This is a genomic window from Ruegeria arenilitoris, assembly GCF_013030985.1.
In the GTDB taxonomy this organism is placed as follows: Bacteria; Pseudomonadota; Alphaproteobacteria; order Rhodobacterales; family Rhodobacteraceae; genus Ruegeria; species Ruegeria arenilitoris_B.
Genome location: NZ_WPYP01000002.1, coordinates 70,555 through 84,397, shown reverse-complemented (window position 1 = coordinate 84,397; position 13,843 = coordinate 70,555). Strand labels below are relative to the sequence as shown.

The 13,843-nt window shown below is 59.8% G+C and carries 17 protein-coding genes; all 17 read left to right on the top strand.

Going from position 1 to position 13,843, the window contains the following annotated elements; translation table 11 throughout:
- The 17 genes from GOX88_RS06255 (at nucleotide 1) to nuoG (ending at nucleotide 13,782) form a co-directional block, all read left to right on the top strand.
- Nucleotides 1-1,929 (top strand): acetyl/propionyl/methylcrotonyl-CoA carboxylase subunit alpha, encoded by a 1,929-nt coding sequence (locus GOX88_RS06255; RefSeq protein WP_170400337.1) that lies wholly within the window; start codon nucleotides 1-3, stop codon nucleotides 1,927-1,929.
- Between the two features lie 72 nt (nucleotides 1,930-2,001).
- Nucleotides 2,002-2,856, top strand: a complete 855-nt coding sequence (locus GOX88_RS06250) for a hydroxymethylglutaryl-CoA lyase (protein ID WP_170400336.1) — start codon at nucleotides 2,002-2,004, stop codon at nucleotides 2,854-2,856.
- A 6-nt stretch (nucleotides 2,857-2,862) separates the two neighbouring features.
- Nucleotides 2,863-3,651, top strand: coding sequence for a crotonase/enoyl-CoA hydratase family protein (locus tag GOX88_RS06245; protein WP_170400335.1), 789 nt, complete (start codon nucleotides 2,863-2,865; stop codon nucleotides 3,649-3,651).
- Nucleotides 3,652-3,839: 188 nt separating this feature from the next.
- Nucleotides 3,840-4,205, top strand: a complete 366-nt coding sequence (locus GOX88_RS06240) for an NADH-quinone oxidoreductase subunit A (RefSeq protein WP_170325678.1) — start codon at nucleotides 3,840-3,842, stop codon at nucleotides 4,203-4,205.
- Complete coding sequence (locus GOX88_RS06235; protein WP_010442777.1) at nucleotides 4,196-4,729, top strand: NuoB/complex I 20 kDa subunit family protein; 534 nt, start codon at nucleotides 4,196-4,198, stop codon at nucleotides 4,727-4,729. Before GOX88_RS06240 ends, GOX88_RS06235 begins: the two co-directional genes overlap by 10 nt.
- Nucleotides 4,730-4,740: 11 nt before the next feature.
- Nucleotides 4,741-5,340: an NADH-quinone oxidoreductase subunit C gene (locus GOX88_RS06230; protein ID WP_170400334.1), complete on the top strand. Its 600-nt coding sequence runs from the start codon at nucleotides 4,741-4,743 to the stop codon at nucleotides 5,338-5,340.
- A gap of 5 nt (nucleotides 5,341-5,345) precedes the next feature.
- Complete coding sequence (locus GOX88_RS06225; RefSeq protein ID WP_170325676.1) at nucleotides 5,346-5,522, top strand: hypothetical protein; 177 nt, start codon at nucleotides 5,346-5,348, stop codon at nucleotides 5,520-5,522.
- Between the two features lie 126 nt (nucleotides 5,523-5,648).
- On the top strand, nucleotides 5,649-6,872 hold the full coding sequence (locus tag GOX88_RS06220; RefSeq protein WP_170400333.1) for an NADH-quinone oxidoreductase subunit D: 1,224 nt from the start codon (nucleotides 5,649-5,651) through the stop codon (nucleotides 6,870-6,872).
- Complete coding sequence (locus GOX88_RS06215; RefSeq protein WP_170400332.1) at nucleotides 6,869-7,300, top strand: hypothetical protein; 432 nt, start codon at nucleotides 6,869-6,871, stop codon at nucleotides 7,298-7,300. The genes GOX88_RS06220 and GOX88_RS06215 overlap by 4 nt, the downstream gene beginning before the upstream one ends.
- On the top strand, nucleotides 7,300-8,418 hold the full coding sequence (nuoE, locus tag GOX88_RS06210) for an NADH-quinone oxidoreductase subunit NuoE (RefSeq protein ID WP_170400331.1): 1,119 nt from the start codon (nucleotides 7,300-7,302) through the stop codon (nucleotides 8,416-8,418). Before GOX88_RS06215 ends, nuoE begins: the two co-directional genes overlap by 1 nt.
- Before the next feature lie 32 nt (nucleotides 8,419-8,450).
- Nucleotides 8,451-8,672, top strand: a complete 222-nt coding sequence (locus GOX88_RS06205) for a DUF5337 domain-containing protein (RefSeq protein WP_170400330.1) — start codon at nucleotides 8,451-8,453, stop codon at nucleotides 8,670-8,672.
- A gap of 12 nt (nucleotides 8,673-8,684) precedes the next feature.
- Entirely contained in the window at nucleotides 8,685-9,983 is a 1,299-nt protein-coding gene (nuoF, locus tag GOX88_RS06200; RefSeq protein WP_170400329.1) for an NADH-quinone oxidoreductase subunit NuoF, read from the top strand.
- A gap of 5 nt (nucleotides 9,984-9,988) precedes the next feature.
- On the top strand, nucleotides 9,989-10,405 hold the full coding sequence (locus GOX88_RS06195; protein WP_170400328.1) for an MAPEG family protein: 417 nt from the start codon (nucleotides 9,989-9,991) through the stop codon (nucleotides 10,403-10,405).
- 80 nt (nucleotides 10,406-10,485) lie between these two features.
- Nucleotides 10,486-10,800 carry a hypothetical protein gene (locus tag GOX88_RS06190; RefSeq protein WP_254436163.1) on the top strand — a complete coding sequence of 105 codons (315 nt, stop codon included), beginning with the start codon at nucleotides 10,486-10,488 and terminating at the stop codon, nucleotides 10,798-10,800.
- 98 nt (nucleotides 10,801-10,898) lie between these two features.
- Nucleotides 10,899-11,303: a DUF5333 domain-containing protein gene (locus GOX88_RS06185; RefSeq protein WP_254443293.1), complete on the top strand. Its 405-nt coding sequence runs from the start codon at nucleotides 10,899-10,901 to the stop codon at nucleotides 11,301-11,303.
- A gap of 3 nt (nucleotides 11,304-11,306) precedes the next feature.
- Nucleotides 11,307-11,753, top strand: coding sequence for a DUF5333 family protein (locus GOX88_RS06180; protein WP_170400326.1), 447 nt, complete (start codon nucleotides 11,307-11,309; stop codon nucleotides 11,751-11,753).
- Between the two features lie 7 nt (nucleotides 11,754-11,760).
- Nucleotides 11,761-13,782 carry an NADH-quinone oxidoreductase subunit NuoG gene (gene nuoG / locus GOX88_RS06175; RefSeq protein ID WP_170400325.1) on the top strand — a complete coding sequence of 674 codons (2,022 nt, stop codon included), beginning with the start codon at nucleotides 11,761-11,763 and terminating at the stop codon, nucleotides 13,780-13,782.
- The last annotated feature ends 61 nt before the right edge of the window (nucleotides 13,783-13,843 follow it).

Genomic DNA, 13,843 nt, shown 5'->3' with positions numbered 1-13,843 from the left:
ATGTTTAACAAAATCCTGATTGCCAATCGTGGCGAAATTGCCTGTCGCGTGATGGAAACCGCCCAAAAGATGGGTGTAGCCTGCGTCGCGGTTTATTCGGATGCGGATGCGTCAGCCAAGCATGTGCAGATGGCGGATGAGGCCGTGCATATTGGTGCGGCCGCCCCGGCACAGAGTTACCTGAAAGGTGATGTGATCATTCAGGCCGCGCTGGAAACCGGCGCGCAGGCAATCCATCCGGGTTATGGTTTTCTCTCCGAAAACCCCGAATTCGTGGATGCCGTTGAGGCCGCGGGTCTGACCTTTATCGGTCCCTCGGCGAATGCGATCCGCCAGATGGGCCTGAAAGACGCGGCCAAGGTTGTGATGGAGCAGGCGGGCGTGCCTGTCGTGCCCGGCTATCACGGTGACAATCAAGACCCCGAGCACTTGGCCGGGGCCGCGGACACCATCGGCTATCCGGTATTGATCAAGGCCGTGGCCGGCGGCGGAGGCAAGGGGATGCGGCTGGTCGAACGCCCTGAGGATTTCGCCTCGGCATTGGACAGCGCCCGCAGCGAGGCCCGCACCGCCTTTGGCAATGATGCGGTGCTGGTCGAGAGATTCGTCGCCAAACCTCGCCATATCGAAGTGCAGGTGTTCGGAGACGGCACCCACGCCGTGCATCTGTTCGAGCGCGACTGCTCGCTGCAACGGCGGCACCAAAAGGTGATCGAAGAGGCTCCGGCCCCCGGCATGACATCCGAGATGCGCGAGGCGATGGGGCAGGCGGGCGTCCGCGCCGCTGAGGCGATCGGTTACAAGGGGGCAGGGACGGTTGAATTCATCGTCGATGCCTCGGACGGGCTGCGCCCGGATCGGTTCTGGTTCATGGAGATGAACACGCGCCTGCAGGTCGAACATCCGGTGACCGAAGCGATAACCGGTGTGGATCTGGTCGAATGGCAGTTGCGGGTCGCCTCGGGTGAGACTCTGCCAAAGCAGCAGGACGACTTGTCGATCAATGGCCACGCGTTCGAAGCCCGGCTGTACGCCGAAGACGTGCCCAAAGGGTTCTTGCCTGCAACCGGCACTCTGACGCATCTGCAGTTCCCGTCTGCTTGTCGCGCTGACAGCGGTGTGCGTACGGGGGACACGATCAGCCCGTGGTATGACCCGATGATCGCAAAGGTCATTGTCCACGGCCCAACCCGCGAGGTTGCGTTGGAGCAGCTTCACCGTGCCCTGCAAAAGACCGAAGTGGCGGGTACTGTCACCAATCTGGCCTTTCTTGGCGCACTGACCCGACATCAGGGATTTGCGGCGGGGGACGTGGATACCGGGCTGATCGGCCGGGATCTGGATGCACTGACACAGGATACCCCGGCCTCTGCCGCGACGTGCGTGGCCGCCGCCATGACCGCGCTAGGTCTGGTCGAGACCTCTGATGAGACCGGGTTCTCTCTGTGGGCGCCCTTGCATCGTGCTGTTCAGTTGATGGCCGACGAGTTGATTGATCTGGATGTGCAGGTCGAGGGTCCTGACCGGCAGGTCTGGCAGATCGGCGAGGAAACCCTCATCGCAGAACGCAGTGGCGAGGGCTGGTTGATCAGTGGTGCGCCTATGCCGCGTGTTGCGGTGTCTGGTTCACGGATCACTGTGTTTGAGAATTATGGGCGGGCCTTCGATGTCGTTGACCCCCTGGACCGTGACACCAGCGCTGCCGGTGATACCAATGTGATCGAGGCTCCCATGCCGGGTCTTGTGAAGGCCGTGTTTGCCGCGGTCGGGCAAGCGGTGAAAGGGGGGGATCGGCTGGCCATTCTGGAGGCCATGAAGATGGAGCACTCGCTGCTGGCTGCCCGTGACGGCATCGTGGCCGAGGTTCTGGCCGAAGACGGCGCGCAGGTTGAGGCCGGAGCCGCCCTTGTCCGGTTGGAAGAGGAGTAGCCTGTTCCTGCGCCGCATCGCGTGGCACAGTCGGGTCAACATGTTGGGAACGAAACCGGGAGGAACGCTGTAATGGACGAGCGGGTCGAGATTTTCGAAGCGGGGCCACGCGATGGCCTGCAAAACGAACAGCGTGAAATTCCTGTGTCCGAGAAGGTTGCGCTGATCGACTGCCTCAGCCGCGCCGGGTTCAACCGGATCGAAGTGGCCAGCTTCGTCTCGCCCAAATGGGTGCCGCAGATGGCGGGCAGCGCTGACGTGCTGGCCGGAATCAAACGCGCGGAGGGGGTGCGCTATGCCGCGCTGACGCCGAATATGCGTGGCTACGAGGACGCTCTGGCGGCCAAGGCGGATGAGATCGCGGTGTTCGCCTCGGCGTCCGAAGGGTTCTCGAAGGCCAATATCAACGCCACGATTGAGGAATCCATCGAACGGTTCACTCCGATCCTCGAGGCCGCGCGCCACATTGACCTGCCGGTGCGTGGATATGTCTCTTGTGTGACCGATTGCCCCTATGACGGGCCAACCCCGCCCGAGAAAGTGGCTGAGGTCGCGGATCGTCTGTTCGCGCTGGGCTGTTATGAAGTCTCGCTGGGCGACACCATCGGGCAGGGGACGCCGGATACCATCGCGCATATGCTGCTTGCGGTGCGGGAGCGGGTTCCGGTCACCCGGTTGGCGGGCCATTTCCATGACACCAATGGCCGCGCCATCGACAATATTGACGCCGCGCTGGCGCTGGGCGTCCGGACCTTCGACTCGGCGGTCGGTGGGTTGGGCGGCTGTCCCTATGCGCCGGGTGCTTCGGGTAATGTCGCAACCGAAGCCGTCGTCGCGCATCTGGAACGGCTGGGATATCAGACCGGGATAGATCAGGCAGTTGTCGAAGAGGCCGCTCAGTTGGCCCGAGCAATGCGAGCGGAGTAAAGGGCCATGTTCGAAACAATTTCGGTTACGCAGGACGCGCGCGGTGTGGCGACTTTGACGCTCGACCGTCCGGAAAAGCACAACGCAATGTCAGCGCAGATGATTTCCGAGCTGACGCAGGCGGCGGCGCAGTTAGGGGCGGATGACACGGTTCGGGTCGTGGTTCTGACCGGCGCAGGGAAAAGCTTTTGTGCCGGTGGGGATCTGGGTTGGATGCAAGCGCAGATGGCTGCCGACCCTGAAACCCGGTTTGCCGAGGCACGCAAGCTGGCCGAGATGCTGCAGGCACTGAACACGATGCCCAAACCTTTGATCGGGGCGCTTCAGGGTAATGCTTTTGGTGGTGGTATCGGGCTGGCTGCGGTTTGCGATGTGGCCGTGGGCGTGGATGGGATAAAGATGGCGCTGACCGAAACCCGATTGGGCCTGATCCCGGCAACCATCGGCCCCTATGTCATCGCCCGCATGGGTGCGACCCGCGCCCGACGCGTGTTCATGTCGGCCCGGGTGTTCGACGCTGCGGAAGCCGTGGACCTTGGGCTGTTGGCCAAAGCTGTCCCAGCAGCGGATCTGCAGGATGCGGTCGAGGCCGAAGTCCAACCCTACCTCTCCTGCGCGCCGGGGGCCGTGGCGTCGGCCAAGAACCTTGTGCAGGCGTTGGGCCCACGCATTGACGATGCCGTGATTGACCGGACGATCCAATCGCTGGTCGAACGGTGGGAAACAGACGAGGCGCGGGAAGGCATCAGCGCCTTCTTCGATAAACGAAAACCTGCATGGAATACTCAGGTTTAGCGCGTTTTCAGGGTGAAAACAGATTCGCTCAAATGCCAGGTTTTCCATTTGTGGAAGCAAGTGGATTATTAAGCCCCTGCGCGTTTGTGTTCGGTTGACCCTCTGACCCGGCGCGGATAGAGAATGTCCAGTCAACACGCCAATTGACGGCGCGTCCCCGGGGGGTATGCGCAGGAAAGGAGCTATTCGTGGAAGACCTGCTGCGGGAGTACCTCCCGATTCTGGTGTTTCTGGCCGTCGCCGTGGGCCTTGGAATCGTACTGATTCTTGCCGCTGTGGTACTGGCCGTCCGCAATCCCGACCCTGAAAAGGTCAGCGCATATGAGTGCGGTTTCAACGCCTTCGACGATGCGCGGATGAAATTCGACGTCCGATTCTATCTGGTTTCGATTCTCTTCATCATCTTCGATCTGGAAATTGCCTTCCTGTTTCCGTGGGCCGTGGGCTTCAAGGACATCAGTGATGTGGGCTTCTGGTCCATGATGGTGTTCCTGGCGGTGCTGACCATCGGCTTTGCCTATGAATGGAAGAAAGGGGCCCTGGAATGGGAGTGATGACGGGTGCAAACACCGCTGGCGTCGATAAAGAAGTCGCCACCCAGGCCCTGAATGCCGAGCTGCAGGATAAAGGGTTCCTGCTGACCTCGACCGAGGACATCATCAACTGGGCGCGCACCGGCTCGCTGCATTGGATGACATTCGGTCTGGCCTGCTGCGCGGTTGAGATGATGCACACCTCGATGCCGCGTTATGATGCGGAACGGTTTGGCATCGCGCCGCGCGCCTCTCCGCGTCAGTCCGACGTGATGATCGTGGCCGGCACCCTGACCAACAAGATGGCCCCGGCGCTGCGCAAGGTCTACGATCAGATGCCAGAGCCGCGCTATGTGATCTCAATGGGGTCCTGCGCCAATGGCGGTGGCTATTACCACTATTCCTATTCCGTTGTGCGTGGTTGCGACCGGGTTGTTCCGGTGGACATCTACGTGCCCGGTTGCCCTCCGACGGCTGAGGCGTTGCTGTACGGTCTGATGCAGCTGCAACGCAAAATCCGCCGCACCGGCACCATCGTACGCTGAGGAGAGGGCAGATGAGCGAAGCACTCAAGGAACTCGGCGCCCAGCTGGAGCTGAAGCGGGCTGATTGTGTCCTGTCCTGGGACGTGACCCATGGCGAGCTGAACGTTGATGTGGCCCCGTCGAACATCGTGGAGTTCGTGGAATTCCTGCGGTCCGACCAGAACTGCAAGTTCTCGACCCTGGTGGATATCACCGGTGTCGATTACCCCGAACGCGCCAAGCGGTTCGACGTGGTTTACCACTTCCTGTCGATGTACCAGAACCAGCGCATCCGCCTGCGGGTCTCGATCCGCGAGGAGGACATGGTACCCTCGATCGTGGACGTTCACCCCTCGGCCAACTGGTTCGAGCGCGAGGTGTTCGACATGTTCGGCATCCTGTTCTCGGGCCACCCGGATCTGCGGCGCATCCTGACCGACTATGGCTTCCGCGGCTATCCGCTGCGCAAGGATTTCCCGACCACCGGTTACACCGAGGTTCGGTATGACGAGGCGCAAAAGCGCGTGGTCTACGAACCGGTCAGCCTGGTGCAGGAATACCGGCAATTCGATTTCATGTCCCCATGGGAAGGTGCGAATTACATTCTGCCGGGGGATGAAAAACAGGAGTAGTCATCATGTTTGAGTTCCTGATCTGGATTGTACTGGTGGTTGCAACGGTCGTACCGATGACCAAGCTGCTGCCGCATTTCGGGATCAACAAGAACTGGGCGTTTGCATGCATCATCTCTCCGGTCGTGATTGTCCTGCTGTGGATGATGGCGATGAAGCTGCAAGAGATGGAGCGACGCTGACATGATGGGCGAATTGATCATTTTAGGCGCATTGGGCGTCTTGCTTGCAGGGGCTGCTGCAAAAGCGGCCGAAGCCGAAAAGGTCCGGGTCCGGGCCGAGGCGAAAAAGAACAAACGAGGGCGTTGATGGACGGCTCAAGATACGATGACGGCAGCACAGACGCGCTGAGCGGAGAACAGAAGATCCGCAACTTTAACATCAACTTCGGCCCGCAACACCCTGCGGCGCACGGAGTTTTGCGTCTTGTGCTTGAGTTGGACGGCGAGATTGTCGAGCGTTGCGACCCGCATATCGGCTTGCTGCACCGAGGCACCGAAAAGCTGATGGAAAGCCGGACGTATCTGCAGAACCTGCCGTATTTCGATCGTCTGGATTACGTGGCGCCGATGAACCAGGAACATGCCTGGTGTCTCGCCATCGAAAAGCTGACCGGTGTGGAAGTGCCGCGCCGGGGCTCGCTGATCCGGGTTCTGTATTCCGAGATCGGCCGCATTCTGAACCACCTGCTGAACGTGACCACGCAGGCGATGGACGTGGGCGCGCTGACGCCGCCGCTCTGGGGCTTTGAAGAACGCGAAAAGCTGATGGTGTTCTATGAGCGTGCTTGTGGTGCGCGTCTGCACGCCGCCTATTTCCGCCCCGGTGGTGTACACCAGGACCTGCCGCCGGAACTGCTGGACGATATCGAAGCGTGGAGCCACGAATTCCCCGCTGTTCTGGATGACATTGACGGTCTGCTGACCGAAAACCGCATCTTCAAGCAGCGTAACGCCGATATTGGCGTCGTGACCGAGGATGACATCCAGAAATACGGCTTCTCGGGCGTGATGGTTCGTGGATCGGGGCTGGCATGGGACCTGCGCCGCGCGCAGCCTTATGAATGTTATGATGAGTTCGAATTCCAGATCCCCGTCGGCAAGAACGGCGACTGCTATGACCGTTACCTCGTCCGCATGGAAGAGATGCGCCAGTCGCTGCACATCATCCGACAGGCTATCGGCAAGCTGCGCGACTGCCCGGGCGACGTTCTGGCCCGTGGTAAGATCACCCCGCCGAAACGCTCGGACATGAAGACCTCGATGGAGAGCCTGATCCATCACTTCAAACTGTATACCGAAGGCTTCCACGTCCCTGCGGGCGAGGTCTACGCCGCCGTCGAGGCCCCCAAGGGCGAGTTCGGCGTCTATCTGGTCGCTGACGGCTCCAACAAACCCTACCGCGCCAAACTGCGCGCACCGGGTTATCTGCACCTGCAAGCCATGGACCACGTCGCCAAGGGCCACCAACTGGCCGACGTCGCCGCCATCATCGGCACCATGGATGTGGTGTTTGGGGAGATTGACCGGTGAGAGTTACCTTGCTCATAGCAGGGGTGCTCGGAATGTGCCTGAGTTCTGCAGCATTGGCGGCAGAAGAGACCCGGGAACAACGTTTCATCGGATGGATGGACTTTGTCGATTCAGGGAATGACAGTTTCAGCGCGAATTTGGACGCAATGCTCGCACTTGTTGATGGGTGCGAGTTGCCTGGTTCAATTTGCGAAGACATCATCAATGTTTCGCAAGAGATGCACAAATTCGTCCCTCATGCCGTTTCAGCACGAGTTTTGAGTTCTGCTAGCTTGGGTTTCAAAGACATCACATCCGCTTGCCTTAGCGAGCGAGCCGGAATTGTTCAGTCGTGGATAATACCCACTGGAACTCGCAACTTTGTAATTATGTCAAACGAAAGCGACGCACATACCTTGTGTTTTGTGCGCGACTTAGGAGCCAGTTGATGCTCAGACGCCTCCACCCCGAACAACCCGAGAGCTTTGCCTTTTCCGCTGCAAACCAGCAATGGGCAGAAGCGCAGATCACCAAATACCCCGAAGGGCGTCAGGCCAGCGCGGTCATTCCGCTGCTGTGGCGTGCGCAGGAGCAGGAGGGCTGGCTGAGCCGCCCGGCGATTGAATCCGTCGCTGACATGCTGGGCATGGCCTATATCCGCGTGCTTGAGGTTGCGTCATTCTACTTCATGTTCCAGCTGCAGCCGGTTGGCTCGGTTGCGCATATTCAGGTCTGCGGCACGACGTCCTGCATGATCTGCGGGGCCGAAGATCTGATCGCGGTCTGCAAGGAAAAGATCGCGGCCAAGCCGCATGAACTGTCCGCCGATGGCAAGCTGAGCTGGGAAGAGGTGGAATGCCTCGGGTCCTGCACCAACGCGCCGATGGCGCAGATCGGCAAGGATTATTACGAAGACCTGACTGCCGAGAGCTTTGGCAAGATCGTCGACGATCTGGTGGCGGGCAGGGTACCGACCCCGGGTCCGCAGAACGGGCGTTATGCAGCGGAACCGCTGAAGGGCCTGAGCAGTCTGGCTGAATATGAAGCGGGCAAGCCTCAGTACAACGCAAGTGTCGAATTGGCGATTGATCTGGGTGACACGGTCAAGCGCATTGACGGGACCGAGGTTCCGATCCTGACCCCTTGGCTGGGCAAGGACGGTAAGGCGGCGGCGACCAAGGCGGCTCCGAAACCTCCGAAAGCGCCTGAAACGCCCAAGCCGGCTGTAAAGCAGGCAGAAGAGGCGAAAGCCAAGCCCGAACCGGCAGAGGTCAAAGAGGACCAGCCCGAAACGCTGACCGCGGCGCGGGACGGCAAGGCGGATGACCTCAAGCTGCTGAAAGGCGTTGGGCCAAAGCTGGAAGAAACACTGAACGAGCTGGGCTTCTTCCACTACGACCAGATCGCGGCCTGGACGCCTGAACAGGTGGCCTGGGTGGATGCGCGTCTGAAGTTCAAAGGCCGGATCGAACGCGATGGCTGGATCGAACAGGCGGCCAAGCTTGCGGCGGGTGAGGAGACCGAATTCGCCAAACGTGCCAAGGAAGACGGCACTTACGAAGACTAAACGACGGTGCCCATCCGGGGCATCAGGGTAAGATGGACAAGGACAAGGAACAGGCCATAGCCCGAAAGGGCCGACATATCGGCGTTGTCATTGCGGTGACGATGGTGATCTGGCTTGCCATGAACCTGTACGTCGGCCCCGCACTGGAACTGACGACGCGCCACGCGCTGTTGTTCGATCTCGCCGCTCTGGCAGGATTTATCTATGCGGGCGTCAACATATTTCAACTCTGGCGTATGCGTCAGGACAGCTGAAGGTAACACACGATGCTGAAGGATCAGGACCGGATCTTTACCAACATCTACGGGATGCATGAGCGCACGCTGAAAGGCGCGCAGGCCCGGGGGCATTGGGACGGCACTGCTGGCCTGATCGAAAAGGGCCGTGACTGGATCATCCAGACCATGAAGGACTCGGGTCTGCGCGGTCGCGGCGGCGCGGGCTTTCCGACTGGTTTAAAATGGTCGTTCATGCCGAAGGAAAGCGACGGGCGTCCGGCCTATCTGGTGGTGAACGCCGACGAATCCGAGCCCGGCACCTGTAAAGACCGCGAGATCATGCGCCATGATCCGCATACGCTGATCGAGGGTTGCCTGATCGCGTCCTTCGCGATGAACGCACATACCTGCTACATCTACCTGCGCGGCGAATACATCCGCGAGCGTGAGGCGCTGCAGGCCGCGATTGATGAAGCCTATGATGCGGGCCTGCTTGGCAAGAACGCGGCTGGTTCGGGCTGGGATTTCGACCTGTTCCTGCATCACGGCGCGGGTGCCTATATCTGTGGCGAGGAAACTGCCCTGATTGAAAGCCTTGAGGGTAAAAAGGGTATGCCGCGGATGAAACCTCCGTTCCCGGCGGGTGCGGGTCTCTATGGCTGCCCGACCACGGTGAACAACGTGGAATCCATCGCCGTTGTGCCCACCATCCTGCGCCGCGGCGCGGATTGGTTCGCGGGCTTTGGTCGCCAAAACAACGCAGGTACCAAGCTGTTTGCGATCTCGGGCCATGTGAACAACCCCTGTGTCGTCGAAGAGGCGATGTCGATTTCCTTTGAGGACCTGATCGAGACCCATTGCGGCGGCATTCGTGGCGGCTGGGACAATCTGCTGGCTGTAATCCCGGGTGGGTCGTCGGTGCCCTGTGTGCGCGGCGAGAACATGCGTGATGCGATCATGGATTTCGACTATCTGCGCAACGATCTGGGTTCGGGGCTTGGAACGGCGGCGGTGATCGTGATGGACAAGTCCACCGACATCATCAAGGCGATCTGGCGTCTGTCCAAGTTCTACAAACACGAAAGCTGCGGCCAGTGTACGCCGTGCCGCGAAGGCACCGGCTGGATGATGCGCGTCATGGACCGCCTGGTGCGCGGCGAGGCCGAGCTGGAAGAGATCGACATGCTGTTCGACGTGACCAAGCAGGTCGAGGGCCACACGATCTGTGCCCTTGGGGACGCGGCAGCATGGCCGATCCAGGGTCTGATCCGTAACTTCCGCGAAGAGATCGAAGATCGCATCAAGGCGCAGAAGTCGGGTCGCATGGGTGCGATGGCGGCGGAGTAAAACAGATGGAAGTCTTCGCGGAATATGGGCATGCAGTTGCGTCGCTGGTGATCTTCACCCTGGTGGTGCTGTTCTTGTCACCGTTTTCGGCCTTGGCCAAGCAAGGTAAAGGACTGGCGCCCGGGGCGACACCCGATCAGGACTATTCCGACAAGGCGTACCGCCTGAACCGGGCCTACCTGAACGGGACCGAAACGCTGCCTGCCTATCTGACGGTCACTGTCGCCGCGATCCTGATGGGGGTCAGCCCGTTTTGGGTGAACCTTCTCGCTTCGGTTGCGCTGTTGGCGCGTCTGTTGATGTTGGTCGTGCATATGCGCGGAATCGGCAAACCTCACAGCGGGTTGCGATCGGTTCTTTATGTCGTTGGCTGGGCCTGCATGTTTGTCATGGGCCTCATGGCGCTTGTTGCAGCGTTCTGATGAAGGGGCTGGGGAAACATCGGATGTTGGGGCTAAGGCATCTTAGAAATCACAGCGTTGTGCTGAGTGTGGTTGTCGCGATGGCAACGGTTTCGGCTTGCGGGATTGTCACCCCGTCTTCGGATCGGATTCTGTTTGACGGTCACGCGTTCCGGGCCAAGGCGAAACCCGTCGACAAAAAAGCGTCACCCGCTGACTTTACGGTTGTCGTGAACGAAGTCTCTGCCTCGCTGGATGGCGCGCGCGAGGCTGGCCGGTTTGAGGGAACCAAGTTCTGTATCAAGAACTTCGGCTCTTCCAAAATCGTTTGGAAGGTCGGTCCGGATACCGAGCCGCAGAACCTGCGCATCAGTGACGACAAACTGACATTTGCCGGAACGTGCCAGCGACCATGAAGTGTGTTTTTGCATATCAGGCCATGAAGCGGGAGGTGTTATTGCATAGCGCCCCGACAGCCCTTCGTCTTGGGTTTCCCAAGACGAAAGGAATTGTCATGTCTGGTATGAAAACGCTCGCATTGATCTCGGTATTGGCCCTGCCTACCCTAGCCGAAGCCAAACCGCCCTTGCGCGAAGTCAAAGAGATCGACAACGAACTCTACTACATCGCCATTGCAAACGAGATTTCAGAGTATTGCCCGTCGATCAGCGGGCGCCGTCTGAAGGCGATAGGTGTGATGTGGGATCTGCGATCTAAGGCGAACAAGCTGGGCTACTCGGACAAGGAAATCCGGGCCTATGTGGATTCCGACGCTGAAAAGGACAGGATGCGCGCCAAGGGCGAGGCGTACTTGGCCCAGCACGGCGTCACGTATGAAAATCCGAACTCTTTCTGCACGTTGGGGCAGAAGGAAATCGAAAGAAACAGCGCCATTGGCGTTTATTTGAGGGCAAATTGACGGATGGGTATTGAAACTCTGAAAACTGGCGCAATCGGTGTCGCGCTGCTGTTGGCACTTAGTGCCTGCGCGACCACGACTGACAGCTCTGCCAACTCTTCCGTTTCCCGTGCCGAGTTCCGAGGCGAGCTGCCATCAGACGTTTACGACTTCGCATTTGCGAATGCGATAGCCGATCAAATAGCAAGCGAATGTCGTTCTCTGACTCTCAACCGTTCGCAGATAAACAAAACGAGCAAATCCCTGACTGAGAAATACGAAGCAGAGGGATACCGTGAGAGCGATTTTAAGTATCTTGCTCGAAACCTGCCACGCAAGCGGGTTCAGGATGATGCAATTGCGTACATACAAAAACGCGGGATCGTAATTGGAGAAGCTGAGACTTTCTGCGCAGCCGGTCGGCTCGAAATTTCCAATGAAACCTCGATTGGCGCTTTTCTGAAAGGGTAACGTCATTATGTCTGACCTCCGCAAAGTGAATATCGACGGGCAGGAAATCGAAGTCGATGGTGCGATGACCCTGATCCAGGCCTGTGAAGAGGCCGGGGTCGAAGTGCCGCGTTTCTGCTATCACGAACGTCTGTCGATCGCCGGCAACTGCCGGATGTGTCTGGTTGAGGTTGTCGGCGGTCCGCCGAAACCTGCCGCCTCCTGCGCGATGCAGGTGCGTGACTTGCGCCCGGGACCGGAAGGTCAGCCGCCGGTGGTCAAAACGAACTCACCGATGGTCAAGAAGGCCCGTGAAGGGGTGATGGAGTTCATGCTCATCAATCACCCGCTGGATTGTCCGATCTGCGATCAGGGTGGCGAATGTGACCTGCAGGATCAGGCGATGGCCTATGGTCTGTCGGGTACGCGCTTCAAGGAAGCCAAGCGCGCAGTTGACGATCTGGACCTTGGTCCTCTGGTCAGCACCGCGATGACCCGCTGCATCAGCTGCACCCGGTGTGTGCGCTTTACCACCGAGGTTGCCGGGATTACCCAGATGGGCCAGACCGGGCGGGGTGAGGATGCCGAGATTACCTCGTATCTGAACCAGACGCTCGATTCCAACATGCAGGGCAACATCATCGACCTGTGCCCGGTCGGCGCGCTGACCTCGAAGCCCTACGCCTTTACCGCGCGTCCTTGGGAACTGACCAAGACCGAGAGCATCGACGTGATGGACGCTCTGGGGTCGAACATCCGCGTGGATACCAAGGGCCGTGAAGTAATGCGCTTTTTGCCGCGCAACCATGACGGCGTGAACGAAGAGTGGATCAGCGACAAGACCCGCTTTGTCTGGGACGGCCTGCGTCGCCAGCGTCTGGACAAGCCTTACATCCGCGAAAACGGCAAACTGCGCCCGGCTACGTGGCCCGAGGCACTGACGAAAGCCGCCGAAGCGCTGAAGGGTGCCGAGAAGCCAGCTGGCATCGTGGGTGATCTGGCCCCGGTCGAGGCGATCTTTGCGCTGAAGCAGATGATCGAGGGGCAGGGCGGCGTTGTTGAATGTCGCACCGACGGTGCCAAGCTGCCAGCGGGGAACCGTGGCGCCTATGCCGGGACTGCGGCGATCGAAGACATCGACGGCGCCGAGCGTATCCTGCTGATCGGAACCAACCCGCGCGACGAAGCGCCGGTACTGAACGCCCGTATCCGCAAGGCTTGGGCGCACGGGGCCGAGGTTGCTCTGGTCGGTCCGGCTGCGGATCTGACTTATGAATATCACCACATGGGTAACGACCGCGCGGCACTGCAAAAAGTTGTCGGCATGGGCGGCGATGATGAGATCAAGAGCAAGCGCTCGTTGGTCATCATCGGGCAGGGCGCGTTGCAAGAGGCTGACGGCACTGCCGTTCTGGCCGCCGCGCAAACCATTGCGGCCAATACCGAAAGTGGTCTGATCGTTCTGCACACTGCGGCCTCGCGCGTCGGCGCAATGGATGTGGATGCAACCAATGAAGGCGGCATGGATGCGGTCAGTGCGGCGGATGTCATCTACAACCTCGGCGCGGATGAGGTCGAAATCGGTGACGGTGCCTTTGTGATCTATCAGGGCAGCCATGGTGACCGGGGCGCACATCGCGCCGACGTGATCCTGCCAGGCGCGGCCTATACCGAGGAAAACGGCCTGTTCGTGAACACCGAAGGACGCCCGCAACTGGCGATGCGCGCCGGGTTTGCGCCGGGTGAGGCCAAGGAAAACTGGGCCATTCTGCGGGCGCTGTCGGCAGAACTGGGCGCGACGCTGCCCTTCGACTCGCTGGCGCAGCTGCGCACTGCATTGATTGAGGCGGTTCCACATCTGGCCCGCATCGACGAAGTGGCCCAGAACGAGGTTCAGCCGCTGGAGGCAGGCCCTCTGGGCAAAGCAACCTTCCGCAACGCGGTCAAGGATTTCTACCTGACCAACCCGATTGCGCGCGCTTCGCAACTGATGGCCGAGCTTTCGGCACAGGCGCTGGCCCGTAAATCCGAGAAGATCGCAGCGGAATGAACCAGACCTGTTTCATACCACAGGCAAACGCGACTGCCGGGTGGCAGTACGCCGCGGCTGA

What these genes read in the sequence shown, in the direction of transcription:
- GOX88_RS06255 (WP_170400337.1), top strand. Translation starts at nt 1, where the DNA reads ATGTTTAACAAAATCCTGATTGCCAATCGTGGCGAAATTGCCTGTCGC.
- GOX88_RS06250 (WP_170400336.1), top strand. Translation starts at nt 2,002, where the DNA reads ATGGACGAGCGGGTCGAGATTTTCGAAGCGGGGCCACGCGATGGCCTG.
- GOX88_RS06245 (WP_170400335.1), top strand. Translation starts at nt 2,863, where the DNA reads ATGTTCGAAACAATTTCGGTTACGCAGGACGCGCGCGGTGTGGCGACT.
- GOX88_RS06235 (WP_010442777.1), top strand. Translation starts at nt 4,196, where the DNA reads ATGGGAGTGATGACGGGTGCAAACACCGCTGGCGTCGATAAAGAAGTC.
- GOX88_RS06230 (WP_170400334.1), top strand. Translation starts at nt 4,741, where the DNA reads ATGAGCGAAGCACTCAAGGAACTCGGCGCCCAGCTGGAGCTGAAGCGG.
- GOX88_RS06225 (WP_170325676.1), top strand. Translation starts at nt 5,346, where the DNA reads ATGTTTGAGTTCCTGATCTGGATTGTACTGGTGGTTGCAACGGTCGTA.
- GOX88_RS06220 (WP_170400333.1), top strand. Translation starts at nt 5,649, where the DNA reads ATGGACGGCTCAAGATACGATGACGGCAGCACAGACGCGCTGAGCGGA.
- nuoE (WP_170400331.1), top strand. Translation starts at nt 7,300, where the DNA reads ATGCTCAGACGCCTCCACCCCGAACAACCCGAGAGCTTTGCCTTTTCC.
- GOX88_RS06205 (WP_170400330.1), top strand. Translation starts at nt 8,451, where the DNA reads ATGGACAAGGACAAGGAACAGGCCATAGCCCGAAAGGGCCGACATATC.
- nuoF (WP_170400329.1), top strand. Translation starts at nt 8,685, where the DNA reads ATGCTGAAGGATCAGGACCGGATCTTTACCAACATCTACGGGATGCAT.
- GOX88_RS06195 (WP_170400328.1), top strand. Translation starts at nt 9,989, where the DNA reads ATGGAAGTCTTCGCGGAATATGGGCATGCAGTTGCGTCGCTGGTGATC.
- GOX88_RS06190 (WP_254436163.1), top strand. Translation starts at nt 10,486, where the DNA reads ATGGCAACGGTTTCGGCTTGCGGGATTGTCACCCCGTCTTCGGATCGG.
- GOX88_RS06185 (WP_254443293.1), top strand. Translation starts at nt 10,899, where the DNA reads ATGTCTGGTATGAAAACGCTCGCATTGATCTCGGTATTGGCCCTGCCT.
- GOX88_RS06180 (WP_170400326.1), top strand. Translation starts at nt 11,307, where the DNA reads ATGGGTATTGAAACTCTGAAAACTGGCGCAATCGGTGTCGCGCTGCTG.
- nuoG (WP_170400325.1), top strand. Translation starts at nt 11,761, where the DNA reads ATGTCTGACCTCCGCAAAGTGAATATCGACGGGCAGGAAATCGAAGTC.